This is a genomic window from Sphingobacterium sp. SYP-B4668, assembly GCF_027627455.1.
GTDB lineage: Bacteria > Bacteroidota > Bacteroidia > Sphingobacteriales > Sphingobacteriaceae > Sphingobacterium.
In genome coordinates, this window is record NZ_CP115483.1 from 1,960,210 (window position 1) to 1,977,183 (window position 16,974).

Below are 16,974 nucleotides of genomic sequence, written 5' to 3' on the forward strand. Positions count from 1 at the left end.
TTTGCAAAGTCTTACGGGGATTTTATACTTTACGGCTAATGGCCTTCGCGACCCACATGCCTGTACTGAAGCAAGCCTGGAGCAGATAACCACCTGTGGGGGCCTCCCAATCAATCATTTCGCCTACGCAGTATACATTCGGAAATTGGTGTAATGCCAAGTCCGTGTTGAGAGATGTAAATGCCACCCCACCTGCCGTCGAAATTACCTCATCTATGGGGCGTAATGCGCATACCTGTATCGGATAATTTTTAATCGATCGCGCTAAAGACTTAGGGCTGAGGAAAGTTTGCCTGTCTAATCTTTTCAATAGTGCGATGGCTGTAGTCGAAAGCTTTAGGCTGTTTTTTAACAGCCAACTTATATTGCCTGTTGCCTGAAGTTGTTTGATAATCGCTTCCACAGCCATACTAGGTTTGAGGTCTATGAATAGATATAATGGGAAATCTTGTGTTCTCGTGAAACGATTAAGATAATAAAGAGGGCTCCCTTCAACTCCATATTTAGTAAATACTATTTCCCCCAACTTTTTTGTGTCTTTGAAGGAAAGCTGAATATTTTTTAAGACCTGTCCCTCTAAGTCAATGAAATCATCTACGGTATTGTAGCCCGAGTTGGATGCCTGAAGAGGGGTGATGTGAATTTTTTTATCGATCAACATAGGTACCCAACCCGCGTCAGATCCTGTTTTTGCCCATGAGCCTCCGCCCAAGGCCAATATAAGTTTGTGATAGCTTTTGTTTACAACCGTATTGTCATGGCTAAGGGTCACCGTATGTGTATCAAAGTCTAAAAGTGTGTGCTCGTAATGTATATGAACGCCCAACTTGGCTAAATGTGTTAACCAAGCTTGCAGCACCTGTATGGGTTTGATGTTTTTAGCTGGAAATATTTTTCCTGAACTGCCGATGTACGTGGGGATTCCGATTGACAAAAGCCATTTTACGGTATGACCGTTGTCGAATGCCCGTACGATATTGCGGATTTCATGAGTATCATATTTTTCAACAAATGTATCGATTGCCTCACTATGTGTCAAATTGAAGCCACCATGGCCCGCCACCAGAAATTTTCTAGCAGCTGCTTTATTTTTTTCATATAGGTGTACTTGATGACCATCAGTTGCCAGCTGCTGTGCGGCCATTAAACCTGCTGGGCCTGCTCCAATGATGATGATAGGACCTTTTTTCATGCCCCGTAAAAATAAGCATTTAAAAAGGGGATAACATAGTTGTATAGATAAATATCCATATTTATCTATATATTCCTACGCGCTTTCTGTCCGTGTAGCGGCTATGTCGTGAAAGTTCCGGCGTACATGCTGTCCATTTTTCTATCGCTATGATCCACTGATACAAAGCCAATGTGTACATGGTAAGTTGCCCCTTTTTCGATATCTTTTCCAGTGATGCTTTGGGCCTTGTCGGTAAGATAGTTTCCGATTACTTGACCCGCTGGCCAGTGCTTTCCAAGGTCTGGGATTAGGGCAATCACGGATCTGAAGTTGCCACTCTCTGATTTCTTGACCCTATCCTTGTCATACTCCCACTGACAATGCAGGATTCCGTTTTCATATCGAAATGTGACATCTGTTATTAGCGATTCCATTCCCTTACAAATGCGAAGTGAATCGTGATCGATATGTAATCCATCATCGTCCATGCTTACCGCATGTAAGAGCGTATAGGACATCGCGGAGTTGAAGGCCGTTCGGTTTTCCTCGTAATTGTGAAATCCTGACCTAAGAAATGGCTTCAGTAGACTTAAAAAGCGTTGTGTAAAACCAAACCGACCACGGTTTTCGACCTCCCCATTGGATAATTCCCTGTTTTTCTTTACTCGGGGCAATGTCCGGACACACTCAATGTCTTTCCATTTATAAAATACATGCGGTCCAACTTTCCCAGAAACTGAACCATTGGCACCTTTCTTAGTTCTTCCCATATTTATGTTAAGGTTTATACTTGTTCCTACTAAGATAGGGAAAAATGGGGGATAAATTATATCTAACTTCTTTTTTAACAAGTATTTAATACGAAATATATTAGGATATTATACGGTTGTAATCCGTATTATTCCGAGTAATATCCGAATGAAGTCCGTATAATGTCCGAATAAAACCCGATTAAATTCATAAATTAATCCCCAATAATACCCTAGTTGTCCTCTCGGATGGGTAAGCTTGAGAAGGCGTATATTATCTCTTTACAATCGGTTTATGGTAGTTATTTGCTCTTAAATGAGTGTCCTTTTGTGAAGATGTACCCCGTATCTATCGCGAGCGGTTTTGGTCGTTTATAATGCTAATGTCATAATTTATGCACCTTGCATCTCTTTATTTATAATGATTCTAAATAATATATATATTCGTTCACTATTACGGATAGGAATAAGGCGATTTATCGCTGTATCATTATGTACTATAGGTAAACAGGGTACACGGAAATAGTCTAAGTAGAGCAACAATTAGGAATAGACACTTAACAATATACGTATGGACAATGTATGGCTGGGTAGATGGAATGACCGTTACAGTGAAGCGGGGTATGCTTATGGAGCTGAACCTAATAAATTTTTTAAAGAGACGATTGGCCAGATAGAAAGTGGTGTAAAAATTCTGTTCCCTGCTGATGGTGAAGGACGGAATTCGGTATATGCGGCCGCATTGGGATGGGATGTCTATTCGTTTGATATCAGTGAAGTTGGGAAAGCAAAAGCCGAAAAACTCGCAGTAGAACGAAATGTGAGCTTGAACTATCAACTAGGTGAGTTACCGAAATTGTCTTACCAGCAGGGAGAGTTTGATGTGCTGGCATTGATATATGCCCATTTTCCATCAGAGATCAAGGTTGCGTATCACAAAAGATTGATTGATTTATTGAAACCTGGTGGACACATAATCTTTGAAGCTTTTAGCAAAAATCACCTTACTTATCGAAAGCGAAATCCTGGGGTGGGTGGCCCGACTGATATAGATAGTTTATTTTCGATTGAAGAATTGATGTCCGATTTCCAGGGATTCACGTTTTTGAGTATGGAAGAGGTCGAAGTGCAGCTGAGCGAAGGTCGTTACCACATTGGGACGGGAAGCGTCATACGATTTGTAGCACGTAAGTTATAAAAGAATATGCTAACAGTAACCGCCGGGCTATCGAGTCTTGAACGCTCCAAAAGATAAAATCCTCGACAACAGCGAATGCATCCTATGTGCATGATTTCCTAACGGGCTATTTATCTGCTGCTGTATAGCCGGACAAAGCCACGGGATTCAATTAAATTAGAGAACCAAATGGATAAACAAAAAAATGTCATCTTAAACGAACGATTGTCCAAGGTCATGCAGTTGTCGTGGCCCGCAGTGGTAGCGATGGTATTATACGGACTGAATAACTTCCTCGATGGGATTTTCGTCGGACATCTCATAAACAATACCGCATTGGCTGCCGTTGGGATTACCTATCCCTTGGCCCAATTTGCGCAGGGCTTCGGGACACTAATTGGTACTGGGGTTGGTTCGGCCATCAGCATTTGGATTGGTGCCAATGATAAGGAGAAATTAGAAAAGGCTTTTGGAACGGTCAATTACTTGACGTTCCTGTTTTCGATTCTCATCACCGTTCCATGCTATATTTTTGCAGAACAATTGGTGTTCATGATGGGTGGGAGGGGTGAAATCCTCGTATTAGGGGTGGAATATTTTCGAGCGACTATCATAGGAAGCTTTTTCTGGATACATGGATTGGCACTGAATATGATTATAAGGGCTGAAGGACGAATGAAAACTGCCGCCTGGATGATTGCCGTCGGGCTGGTAGTAGATGTTGCGCTCAAACCGATTTTCATTGCCACATTTGGATGGGGAGTAGCAGGTGCTGCTTGGGCCACTAATATTTCCATGATTATCTACACGATTCTAGGGGTATGGTATTATGCTGGAGGAAAGTCATCCTTTAAAACAACGTTTTGGTCCCTCAAAAAGGATGTAGCAATTATCAAAGAAACGCTTGCATTGGGGATGCCTGGTTTTATCATGATGGTGATGATTGTCGTTCAGAATATTGTTGTTTTCAATGCATTGGCCAGATATGGAAATGAAATGGATATTACCTTTTTTACTGCAGTCAATCGTTTTTATATTCTGCTGAATACCCCTTTGTGGGGGTTGATGCGGGCTTTGCAACCCGTGACAGGAATGAATTACGGAGCCCAACAATATGGTCGAAGTATAGGAGCATACCGATTGTTTTCGTTTACAGGTTTGGTCATCCTATTGCCTTTTTGGTGTTTTGTCATGTTCTACCCTGCTGAGGTAATGTCCGTCATGATTCCCGGTACGACTTTTTCTGGCGACCAGTTAATGGATTTCCGGGTATACATGAGTGTGCTATTGGTATTGCCATTTGTGTTCATGGCTATGGTTTGGTTTCCGGCGATAGAAGATGCAAAGCCTGCCACGATTATTAGTATTTTGAGACAGGTAATTTTTTATATACCCATACTTCTCATTGTTCCTCGATTTTATGGCGTTAGTAGTATTTATCTGGCAAGTGCAGTTATCGATTGGATTATTTTTGGAGTCGTTATTTATGCGGTTTGGAAGAGCGCAAAAAAAATAAGTTTACGACCTAAAGGGGCTCGAGTAGTCCAGTTAAATCCTCGAGACCAATAAGTGTGGAAACAGTGGGCGATACCTTATAGTAATAAAAGTGCTAATCACGATTCTTTATACTCTTCTTCCAATGACATCAGGGTTCGACTTCTACAGAAGGTCGAACGCTAGCGAAGTTCAGCTCCTGCCGATATATAGCTGGCAGCAACCTTGCCCTAGCCAATAATCTGCCCTACTTCACCGGACATCATACCATCTATTTGATGCGGTGTCGGTATTGCGCCCTTTCCCGATACATCGATTACGGCTATAGATGCTGATTTGGCCATAGGTGCTTCCCTTTTAGCACGTGCGTGTATGCGCCAGCCTCTAGCCCTTTATTCTACTGTTATTTCTTGGAGTTAGGTACCTGCTGTCCCATTTGCGAACGGAGAGTTTGCTTTTTTGATACAGCGATTTCTTTTGTTTTTGGGTGACTTCTCTTTTTTACCTCGTATTGTCTAGATGAAAAAATGACTCACGCACGTGATGTTATTTTAATATAATATTAATGAAATGGTAATGGCATTTGTGAAGGTTTGTGCAAGGGTATTGCATAGTTTTGCAGCATCAAAATAAAACCCTACACCTGTGTTAACTTGTATTATATGTTTATCGTGTTTTTGAGTTGTAATCCGAGTTATTCGTTTGTTTTATATTTTAATTAGTCAAAAAATTAACCATCATGATGTTATGAAAAAATGTAATCTATTGACATTTTCGTTTTTGTTATTACTGCTCTTTTATGGTTGCAAAGATGATGCTGCAATAAAGGCCACGGAGCATGATTCCACCAAGCCTATCACCCTTACCTCTTTCTTTCCAGCAGAAGGGGGTGCCAAAGATAAAATTTTGTTGAATGGCGATAATTTTGGGGCAGACCCTAAGAAAATTAAAGTGTATTTTAACAATGCCCAAGCGGCGGTAGTGTCTTCCAGTGGAGAGCGTATTTATGCCATTGTACCTCGCTTACCAGGAGACGATCCTAAGATTTCCGTAGTGATCGGCAAAGATTCTGTCGTCTATGATAATTCATTTGTATATCACATACAGGCGCAAGTCAGTACGGTGACGGGCACGGGCGACAAAAACTTTCTCGCGGGGACTCTGGATCAGGCCCATGTGTACGGTAAGTACTTGGACATGGATGCGCAAGGGAATCTGTTTATGACTTGGCGTGATGGGGGATCGTTTGGTGTAGCACGGATCAATGAAAAGGAAAATATCGTAACTCCTTTATATCAGGCTCCATCTGCTCCGAATCCGTATGCCAACGGGGTGACGGTAGATCGCGAGACGGGAATTATGACTGTATCCCATGAATCGGTAGCGGAGGTGTTTTTCTCCTTCGATCCTCGTGAAGCTTGGACACTTCGTCAGCGTAATGCCCAATTCTCTGCGGCAGATTACGGTAAAATTGTCCAAGCGGATCGCTATGCCAATTTTGTGACATTCTGCCCCTATGATGGCTACCTCTATACCCGCTTTCGTGATGGGCATATCGCCAAAATACATCCCGTGACTTATGCGGCCACGATCGTGCATAAGGGACCCTATGGTTCTCAATATGGGCAAGCTATCAATCCTGCCAAGCCATGGGAACTGTATATAACACTGCATACCAATGCAAGTCCCAATACCTTTGCTCAAGGTATTTCAGTTTTAGATCTCCGGGATCCGGATGGTACAGGCGGATTCAAGCGGGTCAACGCTCCCGGTGGTTCGGGATTCCGTGATGGCCCAGTCAAGGATGCTATATTCAACGTGCCAAAGGACATCAAATTTGATAAAGCCGGGAATATGTTTATTGCCGATTATGGAAACCATTGTATCCGTATGCTTTCAGCAGATGGTATAGTATCTACCGTAGCAGGTCAACCTACCAAAGCCGGGTACAAAGATGGAGGACCTGTCGAATCCCAGTTTAATCAACCTTGGGGTGTAGCGGTCAATGATCAAGGCGATATTTATATAGCCGATTGGAACAATGCACGTATCCGTAAACTAGTTATTGAGTAATTAACCTTTTATCTATATCATGAAGATCATTCATTTTTTGTGCATACTGCCCTTGTGCTTATGGCTCTCGGTTTCGTTTGCACAGCAAACACAAGAAGAATTAACCATTGCTGGTTCCGTAGTAAGCGATAAGGGGGAGCCGATAGCCAATGTCTCCATTTATATTAAGGACAAACCTACTGGTGCTACATCAACAGGCAATAAAGGAGAGTTTAGTATCAAAGCCGTGTATGGTGATAGGTTGATATTTACCTATGTGGGATACGAGTCTGTCGAACATCTCGCAGTGCAGCCTACCACAGATTTGAGAATCGAACTAGCGGATAAGACTTCGGAACTCGACGAGGTTGTCGTTGTCGGTCTGGGTGCTCAACAACGGAAAATCAGTTCCGTGGGAGCCATCACCACTGTTGATGTCAAGCAATTGCAGAGTCCAGCGCCATCGATCGCCAATTTACTTGGAGGGCGTGCCGCGGGGGTAATCTCGATGCAGAGCTCAGGTGAGCCGGGTGCAAATATAGCCGACTTCTGGATTCGAGGCATAGGTACATTCGGGGCCAATGCGAAAGCACTTGTGCTCATTGATGGTCTAGAAGGCGATTTAAATACTATTGACCCCGCGGATGTCGAGAGCTTCTCTATTCTGAAGGATGCTTCTGCTACAGCTGTATACGGTGTTAGAGGAGCAAATGGGGTTGTATTAGTGACAACGAAAAGAGGTACGGTAGATCGCATTCAGATTACTGGTCGCGTCAATTCAACACTTTCTAGACTTAATCGATTGCCGGAGTATCTGCGGGCATATGACTATGCGCTGTTGGCCAATGAAGCTACTGCAGTACGTGGGGCCGAACCTCTGTTTAACGAAACGGAACTCGGTATCATAAAACATAATTTGGATCCAGATATGTATCCGGATATTAGCTGGCAGGATGAAATCCTTGGAAAAAACTTTTGGCGCCAGAGTTATTATGCTTCTGGGCGTGGTGGATCCGAAGTTGCACGTTACTTTTTAAGCTTGGGAGCTAATACAGAAACCGCTGCCTACAAAGTAGATAAAAATAGTATCTACGCTTCAAATGTGGGGTATAATACCTATAATTATCGCGTCAACTTGGATATAAACTTGACTAAAACCACTAAAGTGTTTTTAGGCTCAGATGGCTTTTTATCTCAATTAAGTCAGCCGGGAGTTGCTGATACAGACTACATCTGGAAGACACAATCTACGCTTACACCTGTTTCCATTCCTATTCAATATTCTAATGGACTGCTACCAGGAGTGGGAAGTGGAGAACGCTCATCTCCCTACGTGATGATCAACCGTACAGGTAAATCAACGGACGATTTGTATAAAGGGAAAGTTACCCTAGCTATCGATCAGGACTTAAAAAGTTTGTTGGAAGGCCTGAAGATTCGCGCACAAGGTGCTTATGATATTCATAATTATTTCAATGAGAAAAGAACCATACAACCAGCATTATTTGAAGCGACTGGACGTAATTTGGATGGTTCCCTCATCATGACCCAAAAGGTACAAGAAAGACCTGCTTCCTATACCAAAGAGCTAAGACAATATCGCAAGTATCATTTTGAATCCACGCTTAATTACGACAGGAGGTTTGGCGAGGATCACCGTACTTCGGCATTGGTATACTATTATTTAAGTGATTCAAAGGATACCAAAGACGCGAAGAATAACTTGACTGCGATACCTGTTCGTTATCAAGGGGTCTCCAGTAGGTTTACTTATGGTTACAAAGATACCTATCTATTGGATGCCAACTTTGGATACACCGGTTCTGAAAACTTTGAACCAGGTCGTCAGTATGGTTTCTTTCCTTCAATTGCGGTAGGTTGGGTGCCGACAGGATATAAATTTGTCCAGGAAAAAGCGCCTTGGCTCGACTACTTTAAAATAAGAGCATCGTATGGTACCGTAGGTAATGATCGAATCACCGACGACATCCGATTCCCATACCTGACCAAAGCTGATATTTATAATAATACTGCAAATAATAATGTATGGGGTATTGGAGGCATCGAAACGATTACCGAAACGCGAATCGGAGCCGATAATTTGGCATGGGAGAGGGCTATTAAGTCCAATATAGGTATTGAAGGGAAGCTCCTGAATGGTAAAATTGATTTCGTAGTTGACTTTTTCCAAGATCAACGTAATGGTATCTTCCAACAACGGGTGCAGGTGCCTGATTATGTGGGGGTAATCTCTAACCCATACGCCAATGTGGGCCGTATGAAAAGTTCGGGTGCAGATGGTAGCATTACATATACCTCCAAGATCAATAACGATATGACGCTGACCTTGCGTGGTAATTTTACCTATTCCAAAAATGTGGTGCAGAATTGGGAGCAAGCTTATTTGGAATATTCTTATCTGGAATTCAATGGTTATCCACATAATTCTATCCGTGGCTACCAATCCTTGGGTTTATTCAAAGATGAGGATGATATCAAGTATAGTCCTACACAGAGCTTTGGGCCTGTATTGCCCGGGGATATCAAATATAAAGATGTCAATGGAGATGGTGTAATCAATACGTTGGATAAGGTGCCGCTGACACACAGTAATTATCCCCTAACAATGTATGGCATAGGAGGGGAGTTTCGCTATAAAAACTTGTCGTTGGGAGTTCTTTTCAAAGGGACAGGTAAAACTTCTTTCTTCTACGTAGGGCAACCGATGAATTATAAGGGCGTTACAGAAAATACAGGCATGGGGTATATGCCTTTCTTTGGTGGAACAGATGGTAACTTGATTTCCTTGGCCAAAGATCCTGCCAATCGTTGGATACCACGAGAATACGCATTGGAACATGGCATAGACCTTTCTTTGGCTGAAAATCCAAATGCGCGTTTTCCTCGCTTGCAATATGGCAATAACAGCAATAATAGTCAGCTGTCAACCTTCTGGCAGGGTGATGCTCGCTACATACGCTTACAGGAAGTCACGCTGAATTATCATGTAAGTCCTAATTTCCTAAAACGAGTAGGGGTGACTTCAATGGACCTTCAGTTCGTCGGGAATAATCTCTATATCTGGGATAATGTTAAAATATTTGATCCGGAGCAGGCGGCGTGGGGCGGACGTAAGTATCCGATACCAACCACCTATTCCTTACAGGCATATATCAATTTTTAGTATTACAGACATAAATTAAAGACATGAAAACGTCAATAATCATAAAAAAAATAACAAAAGCGGCTTTAGCCGTACAGCTGTTGTTTATGGCAACTTCCTGTGATGATTATCTCAATATCGACACTTACTTTGACGATGAGTTTAATATCGATTCGGCCTATGCCAATACCCGCTATATGGAGGCCTATATGTGGGGTGCAGCAGCGTTGTTTCCAGATGAATCCAGTACGGTACGGAGTAATTATACTCCCGGCCCTATGGCGACAGATGAAGGTATTAATGGTCTTACCGGCACCGGAACAGCTAATATCTATTATGGGATGGATTTCGTAACTGGAAATATTACACCAGATTATTATGGATCGGGCGGCACTCTGAATCAATGGGGCAAGAACTACAAAATAATTCGTAAGTGTAATAATATTCTGAAGAATATAGACGTGCCTAGGGATATGACCTATTCGGATCGGAATCGTATTGAGGGGTACACCCGTTTCATACGGGCCTATGCGTATTACAATCTAATCCTCGATTTTGGCCCACCGATTTTATTAGGCGATGAGGTCATCAATACCAATGAGACGATTGAATATTATGATCGTCCAAGAGCTACTTATGATGAAGCGATGAACTACATCTGTGATGAATTTGAGAAGGCTGCTATACAGCTTCCTGTCGATGTGGGTTTGTTGGATTTTGGAAAGCCCACCAAGGGGGCAGCATTGGCCTTGATCGCGCGCCTACGTCTGATACATGCTAGTCCGTTGTTTAATGGCGGGGCTGCAGCTGCCGCCTATTACGGTAACTGGATCCGTAAATCCGATGGTGCACACTATGTATCGCAGCAATATGACGAAAGCCGTTGGGCTGTAGCAGCAGCGGCGGCCAAACGCGTAATGGATATGGGGAAATATAGACTTTATACTGTGCCTGCCGATGAAAGGACGCCTGTATTGCCGGCTGGAGTAACTACCGACCCGAACTTTTATGGAGCTTATCCGAATGGGGCTTTGGGTATTGATGCGCTTAAGTCGTATTCAGATGTATTTACTGGAGAGTCGGTAGCGGCCATTAATCCGGAATATATCTGGGGTAGAAATACAGACTACCTAAAAACAAATATTAGCCAAGGGTCCATGCCGCCTACTTTAGGTGGCTGGGGGCGATTCTCTGTGACACAAAAAGTGGTGGACGCCTATTTGATGGAGGATGGCCGCACAAAAGAAGAGGCTCGTGGTCAGACCTATTTTGAAGTAGTCGCTGACCTTCCGACTGGCGGAACTTTTGATGATCTCTTTACCACCCAAGCAAAGAATTTCTCCGGTTATCCGCTTAATGCTGGCATATTTAAAATGTATGCCAATCGCGAGATGCGGTTTTACGCATCCATTGGGTTTAATGGTGCTGTATGGCAGGCCTTATCGAGTACGACATTGAACAACCATACGGCTAAATATTTTTATCAGGAGCCTGATGGTCGTGGGGGCGTATCGGCATCATCACCCAACTACCCATTGACAGGATATGTGATAAAGAAATGGAACAATTCCTACGATGCATTTACTGGTACAGGTGCTCGACACTTGCCTAAGGCTTATCCTATAATCCGCTATGCGGAGATATTACTTTCTTATGCAGAGGCATTAAATAATCTAACAGGTAGTCATACGGTAAAGCTAGGGGAGCAAACATACACGCTTGGTCGTGATGAGAATGAGATTAAATCCTCCTTTAACCTGGTACGTTACCGTGCGGGGCTACCTGGTCTTTCGTCGATGCAGCTAGCAAGTAAAGCTGAAGTGCAAAAGCAGGTAGAACGTGAGCGTATGGTGGAATTCTTATGGGAAAATAGACGTTTTTATGATGTGCGTCGTTGGGGGATTTATGAAGAAACTGAGCGCGAGCCTATCCGCGGGATGAATCCAGACGGAGCAGACAGGGAATCTTTTTACAGACGTGTCAGTCCTGGTACTTCTTCTTTCTTAACACGTCAGGTGGACAAGAAGTTGATTTGGGTGCCTATACCACGCGCGGAGATGAGAAGGTTGCCTTCTTTGGATCAGAATCCAGGCTATAATTAGGATTAAGCATTTTAGAATTAAATATAAAATGAAATATCCAGATAGTACAGACTGCACTAGCACGAACGGTTACAGTCTGGATATTCCATTTGACAGATGAAAATCAAATTAAATATAAATGAAACGAAGATATATTGCAGCACTTGCACTTTCGGCTCTTTTCGCTTCCTGCAAAGACAATGACATATTCGAAAAAGAAATGTACAAAAATGAGGTAGCATTGATCAGTAGCGATTATCATAATACCTTTAAAGAAGTCGTCCAATTGACCGGTGAGGAAGTTCTCGGTTATGTCGCAGCTTCTTCGGGAGGGACCCATGCACCCAGCACTGATTTGGTAATCGGGCTGGAGGAAGATTTAGCGCCCTTGGCAAAATACAACTTTGCTGTATATGATAATGCGGAGGATTTATATGCGAAGATGCTACCAGCAGAAAAGTACCAGATTATGGATGATAAAATTGTGATCAAAGCGGGCGAACTAACGGGACGTACCATGATCAAATTGCGTCCTGATGGGTTATCACCAGACTCGACCTATTTTATCGGAATAAAGGCGACCAATGCATCCGGTGTGGAGATCAATCCAAAGAAAAATACGATGTTGTATCAGGTTATTATCCAAAATGAGTATGCATCACAGGCTACAAATTCGATGTATTCCATGGTTGGGTTTGCAAATGGTTTGTCCACAGCAGCAAACAAGCAGTTGTTTCCACTTACTAGTAATAGCGTGCGGATGATAGCCGGAAACGAGACGTTTGTTTCCAAAGTCCCAAACATAGCTAAAAACTGTATCACACTTGAGATGGATGAATTTAATAATGTGACCATCAAACCGTATAAGGATATACAGGTCGTGCAATTGGATAATGACCCGATGTACCCAAATAAATTTAAGGTTGAAGAGGCTTTCGGTATGCGCACGAATGTCTTCCTATTGTCGTATCAGTATACGATTGGTAACGAGACGAAGATTATGAAGGAACGCGTGGAGATGCAGGTTAAATAATATATGGAATCCATGAAAGCTACTAATTATCACAAATTGAAGGTTGTACCCAAAACAATATTAGCCTTTTTCCTGAGCTTGGGCGTGTTGTTTTCGTCTTGTAAAGATGAAAATGAGATGAGCGACTTCTTTACCCTTAAAGATAACCCATCAAAAATGGAGGTCACTGCAAGTGGTTCCTCTGAGACGTATACCGTACAGGCGAGTGGTTCTTGGAAAGTGGAACCTTTGCGTCAGGAGCATTGGGTCAAGATTGATCCAATGGAAGGTAATGGAGAGGGGACTTTTACTATTACGGTAAGCAAAAATACGGATGAAGAAGCCCGAGCTTTGACGCTGTTTTTTACGGTAAACGGACATTTGCAAAATAAGGTATTGAAAGTGGAGCAGGCTGCAGCTACGGACGGTGAACAGCTGGAAGACCCGCATCTAAGAATAGATGGTATTTCTGACAGGTTGGACGTCTTGGAAGCTGGTCACACAGGGAAGTACATTTTGCGTGCTACCGGTAAATGGAAGTTAGATGTAGAGGAAACGTCTGATTGGTTGACTATCGCCCCAATGGAAGGCACTGGTGATACGCCTATAACACTAGCAGTTGCCAAGAATATAGATGTCGAAAGAACGGCTAATTTATTGTTCTTCCTAAATGAGGTGCAACAATCTAATTCCATTGCTGTCTATCAAAAAGGTGTGAAGTTGCAAGTAGAGGGTGATGTTGTATTGAGAGAGGACTTTAGTTGGCTAACTTATGGGAATGAAGTTTTTAACGTCACTACCGGTGAGACGAGGATAGGTTCCTGGAATGCGGCAGAATTAGCCAAGGGATGGACAAGCACTATAAATACGACTGAGGGAGGAGGTAGTTATGCCTCCATTTATGCACGACCAGGTTTTATAAAATTGGGTCGGACGAATTACGGAGGTGATCTCGTCTCGCCTAAACTATCTAACGTGCAGCGTACCAAGAATCTAGTGGTTACCTTTAAAGCTGTCCGATATGCAGTCAGTGACCATAATGTCCTCACTGTTGGGGTGAAAGGGCCCGGCACAGTTAGTGTAAGTCAATTTGACGTCAATAACGTAGCTGCTGTTAATTCTAATTTGGAATCATGCAGGGCGGCATGGCAAGCGCCTGCCGCAACGTATTCCTTCGTCATCACGGGTGCTACAGCTGAGACCCAATTTTGGTTTTTAGGGGGTGCTTTTGACCAGCGTTCAGGTAACTGGCCGGCTACCGTTAACCGCATTTTTATCGATGATGTTGTCGTTACCGTAACAAAATAATAGGGTTAGCCCATGTATGCTATTTTTTCAACTTGCAACATGGGCTCGCCCTCAAGCATTGGGGTACCAGATGAAATAACTAGCTAAAGTTTCAGGGGGACTGTCATTACCATTGTCACTGTCTTTTGTAGAATCTGATAAACGTGTTAGACTAACATCGATATCTATTAAAAAACGAGGCACATATATTGTGGAGACTTGGTATGATATATTGCCGTTTGTTTTTGCTTTTTATTGGATTGCAGTTTTCGTTTGATGGCTTTTCGCAGGTGTTTAGTGTGGGAGCCAAACAGGACAAACGGACGATGTTTCAAGCAGCTCTTAATTTTCCTATTGTTTTTGATAACAATAAGAATTATGATTTTACGATAGGGGTGGATTATACCAGTAAAAATCATACTCAACCTTCTGGTTTGTCCCCACAGCTTGGATTTGTACGTTATATTGTCGATAGTAAATACAAAGAGTTCTTAGTTTCGGCGAATGTACAGACAGGGTATTTGTTCGATTTTAATAGGGGTATGGGGAACCAATTTCGTGTGAGCCCACACCTGTACATAGAATATCAAAGTTTTTTAAATTGTAAGATTGGCTATGATTATGCGATGCCGTTGCAAAAGGGCTATCCCTTTGTTTCCATCGGAATTGGGGGGCTCATGATGTTTCGGCATTTTAGTATTATGTGAGGATAGTGGGGATACAATAATGTTGATCTCTATATTTTATTTCTCCTTATTGACACGGTTGTAGAGTTTTACTATTTCGTCAGCGACCAGCTTTGGTTCGTCGTAAAAAACATGATGCTCAGCGTGTTCTGCTAATATATATATTCTGTTTTTCTTTTCGTCAGCGAATTTCTTTAGACTAGTAAGGAAGCGAGTCCTGTCATTTCCATCGAATGGTGTTAATCCTGAGGCTATGACTGTCATTGGTGTCTGGATAGAGGCTGATACGCTACGCATTACTTCGCTTGTATTCTCATAATTGAGGACTAAATGATAGAATCCTAAACTTTCCTTTTTGATTTGTTCCAAACTATCTATGAATAGATTTTTAGTGTATGTGGCTCTTTGTTCATCCATAAATGAGGGACTTACGACATCAATGAATACTGCTCCTTTCACCTTATCTGGATCGTTCGAGATAAATTTCATGGCATAGTTTCCGCCTAGAGAATGTGCAACAAAGAAATACTCATCGTTAAAATTCAATCGATGTAATGCATCCTCTAAGTTTTTAACTTCATTAGTGATGTTTATTTGTATTGTGTCTATTCCGCTTTTTCCAAATCCGGCTCTATCATAGGCGATTAGCGGCGCAGTAATCCTTTGATTGATTAGCGCCATAACCTCTTTCCAGACCGTACCGTCATTACCTGCTCCGGATTCGAAAACTATAGGCATCCCATTTCCGGGTATAATGGTGAAATTTAGCTTATGGTTACCGACATCGATAAGCTTTTCTTGTGTTTGGGAGTTGGCTTTGTTTGTTAAAAATAATAGTATAAAAATTATGAAGTTGTAGCGAAATTTCATTGTGCTCTTAAAATGATTGATTTTTCAAATATACCTAAAAGAAAAAGACAAAAAAGAAGTCACGATAGCAATTGCTAGTCGCAAAAAACGAGGGTATAAGCCCAATTTTGAAGACCCTCGTTTTTGACGTAATTATACTTTGTCGAACTCCGGATAGGGAAATCCCTTTCCTTTTTCACAGAGGGATTTAAGGCTTCTGAAAAATAGCCCCCAATCATGCGTACAGGATGCAAATTCTGGTGTATAGGCTTCCCATCCATCATGATGAAAAAACAGCGTACACCCTTTAGGATGGGGTTCCAGTTCAAAAGTTAGTGTAGTACCTACCCAATCTTCGTAGGCTTTGATGCAGTTCCATCTTACAATACTGTAGGGTCTTAGTTCGGTTACAGCCATTTCTTTAAAATATTCAGGACCGAAGCCAAATCTTAAAATACTTCCTACTTCTGGTTTTGCAACCGTATCAGGTGTCCACCAGCCTGCCAGCCCATCTTGTTGGGTAATAGCCTGATAAACTTTCTCCACAGGTGCCGCGATTGATAACCTATGGCATATACTTTTGGTATCGTACCGTTGATCGGTCGAGGCGGCTGTTCCTATATTCTCTCTAGGTGTAGGATTGCCTTCGCCTGTTAGAATAAGCCCCTTTAAACTGTCGTGGATGTAATGTGTCCATGCACTATGGCAAACCTGGTAGCACTCATAGGAGGGAACCAGACCCTGATGTGTAAATTTTAACTGTGTTTTACCATTTTTTGCAGATATTTTAAAGATAATGTCAGTATCAATCCATTCACTGCTGTCTTGGGTGAATTTGAAGTAATTGTCAAGTACATGCCAGACCACCGTTTCGCCGGGTTCCATCTCGGTAATTTTAATACGGCAGCGATGGACATCCTGATAATGATATGAGAACTCACTGCCAAGTTTTGCAGTTTCCCCGTCAATATTTGCCGACCACCATCCGCTTACATTATTAACAGCATCAAATACTTCTTGCGGGGTGGCATCTAACTCAATTGTTGTTGTAAAATCCTGTTGTTGCATAATTCATTTTTTTATTAATCGGGTTATGTATTCTTTTTCCAGTTCAAAGTTAGTGACATATAAACACCTTGATAGCGTGTCATATAGACAATATGAGGGGTTGATTTGGACAATATGTTTTTCTAACTTTACTTGAGGGAATAAGAGTATAACTTGAATAAGCAGGTCTTTTACATAAATCA

Annotated in this window: 12 protein-coding genes; 8 read left to right on the forward strand and 4 right to left on the reverse strand. The window is 42.2% G+C overall.

Going from position 1 to position 16,974, the window contains the following annotated elements:
- Positions 1-22: 22 nt before the first annotated feature.
- Positions 23-1,192, reverse strand: coding sequence for an NAD(P)/FAD-dependent oxidoreductase (locus OQ289_RS08245; protein WP_270090267.1), 1,170 nt, complete (start codon positions 1,190-1,192; stop codon positions 23-25).
- A gap of 101 nt (positions 1,193-1,293) precedes the next feature.
- Positions 1,294-1,944 (reverse strand): DUF6266 family protein, encoded by a 651-nt coding sequence (locus OQ289_RS08250; RefSeq protein ID WP_270090268.1) that lies wholly within the window; start codon positions 1,942-1,944, stop codon positions 1,294-1,296.
- 550 nt (positions 1,945-2,494) lie between these two features.
- Here OQ289_RS08250 and OQ289_RS08255 point away from each other — a divergent pair.
- The 8 genes from OQ289_RS08255 (at position 2,495) to OQ289_RS08290 (ending at position 14,896) form a co-directional block, all read left to right on the forward strand.
- Entirely contained in the window at positions 2,495-3,121 is a 627-nt protein-coding gene (locus OQ289_RS08255; RefSeq protein WP_270090270.1) for a class I SAM-dependent methyltransferase, read from the forward strand.
- A gap of 168 nt (positions 3,122-3,289) precedes the next feature.
- Positions 3,290-4,669, forward strand: coding sequence for an MATE family efflux transporter (locus tag OQ289_RS08260; RefSeq protein ID WP_270090271.1), 1,380 nt, complete (start codon positions 3,290-3,292; stop codon positions 4,667-4,669).
- Positions 4,670-5,341: 672 nt separating this feature from the next.
- Positions 5,342-6,667 carry an IPT/TIG domain-containing protein gene (locus OQ289_RS08265; RefSeq protein WP_270090273.1) on the forward strand — a complete coding sequence of 442 codons (1,326 nt, stop codon included), beginning with the start codon at positions 5,342-5,344 and terminating at the stop codon, positions 6,665-6,667.
- Between the two features lie 19 nt (positions 6,668-6,686).
- Complete coding sequence (locus OQ289_RS08270) at positions 6,687-9,830, forward strand: SusC/RagA family TonB-linked outer membrane protein (RefSeq protein ID WP_270090274.1); 3,144 nt, start codon at positions 6,687-6,689, stop codon at positions 9,828-9,830.
- A 23-nt stretch (positions 9,831-9,853) separates the two neighbouring features.
- Positions 9,854-11,911: a RagB/SusD family nutrient uptake outer membrane protein gene (locus OQ289_RS08275; protein ID WP_270090275.1), complete on the forward strand. Its 2,058-nt coding sequence runs from the start codon at positions 9,854-9,856 to the stop codon at positions 11,909-11,911.
- A 118-nt stretch (positions 11,912-12,029) separates the two neighbouring features.
- Complete coding sequence (locus OQ289_RS08280; protein WP_270090276.1) at positions 12,030-12,923, forward strand: BT_3044 domain-containing protein; 894 nt, start codon at positions 12,030-12,032, stop codon at positions 12,921-12,923.
- A gap of 12 nt (positions 12,924-12,935) precedes the next feature.
- On the forward strand, positions 12,936-14,210 hold the full coding sequence (locus tag OQ289_RS08285; RefSeq protein WP_270090277.1) for a BACON domain-containing protein: 1,275 nt from the start codon (positions 12,936-12,938) through the stop codon (positions 14,208-14,210).
- Positions 14,211-14,413: 203 nt separating this feature from the next.
- The gene (locus OQ289_RS08290; protein ID WP_270090279.1) at positions 14,414-14,896 is read left to right on the forward strand and encodes a hypothetical protein; all 483 of its coding nucleotides are present in this window, start codon (positions 14,414-14,416) and stop codon (positions 14,894-14,896) included.
- A 36-nt stretch (positions 14,897-14,932) separates the two neighbouring features.
- On the opposite strand, the gene OQ289_RS08295 is transcribed toward OQ289_RS08290, so the two are convergent.
- Both OQ289_RS08295 and OQ289_RS08300 read right to left on the reverse strand, forming a co-directional pair.
- Entirely contained in the window at positions 14,933-15,613 is a 681-nt protein-coding gene (locus OQ289_RS08295) for an alpha/beta fold hydrolase (protein ID WP_270090280.1), read from the reverse strand.
- A gap of 264 nt (positions 15,614-15,877) precedes the next feature.
- Positions 15,878-16,792: an SRPBCC family protein gene (locus tag OQ289_RS08300; protein ID WP_270090281.1), complete on the reverse strand. Its 915-nt coding sequence runs from the start codon at positions 16,790-16,792 to the stop codon at positions 15,878-15,880.
- Positions 16,793-16,974: the final 182 nt, after the last annotated feature.

Coding starts and splice junctions, on each gene's coding strand:
- OQ289_RS08250 (WP_270090268.1), bottom strand. CDS start 1,944: ATGGGAAGAACTAAGAAAGGTGCCAATGGTTCAGTTTCTGGGAAAGTT.
- OQ289_RS08285 (WP_270090277.1), top strand. CDS start 12,936: ATGAAAGCTACTAATTATCACAAATTGAAGGTTGTACCCAAAACAATA.
- OQ289_RS08290 (WP_270090279.1), top strand. CDS start 14,414: ATGATATATTGCCGTTTGTTTTTGCTTTTTATTGGATTGCAGTTTTCG.
- OQ289_RS08295 (WP_270090280.1), bottom strand. CDS start 15,613: ATGCCTATAGTTTTCGAATCCGGAGCAGGTAATGACGGTACGGTCTGG.
- OQ289_RS08270 (WP_270090274.1), top strand. CDS start 6,687: ATGAAGATCATTCATTTTTTGTGCATACTGCCCTTGTGCTTATGGCTC.
- OQ289_RS08280 (WP_270090276.1), top strand. CDS start 12,030: ATGAAACGAAGATATATTGCAGCACTTGCACTTTCGGCTCTTTTCGCT.
- OQ289_RS08260 (WP_270090271.1), top strand. CDS start 3,290: ATGGATAAACAAAAAAATGTCATCTTAAACGAACGATTGTCCAAGGTC.
- OQ289_RS08265 (WP_270090273.1), top strand. CDS start 5,342: ATGAAAAAATGTAATCTATTGACATTTTCGTTTTTGTTATTACTGCTC.
- OQ289_RS08300 (WP_270090281.1), bottom strand. CDS start 16,792: ATGCAACAACAGGATTTTACAACAACAATTGAGTTAGATGCCACCCCG.
- OQ289_RS08245 (WP_270090267.1), bottom strand. CDS start 1,192: ATGAAAAAAGGTCCTATCATCATCATTGGAGCAGGCCCAGCAGGTTTA.
- OQ289_RS08255 (WP_270090270.1), top strand. CDS start 2,495: ATGGACAATGTATGGCTGGGTAGATGGAATGACCGTTACAGTGAAGCG.
- OQ289_RS08275 (WP_270090275.1), top strand. CDS start 9,854: ATGAAAACGTCAATAATCATAAAAAAAATAACAAAAGCGGCTTTAGCC.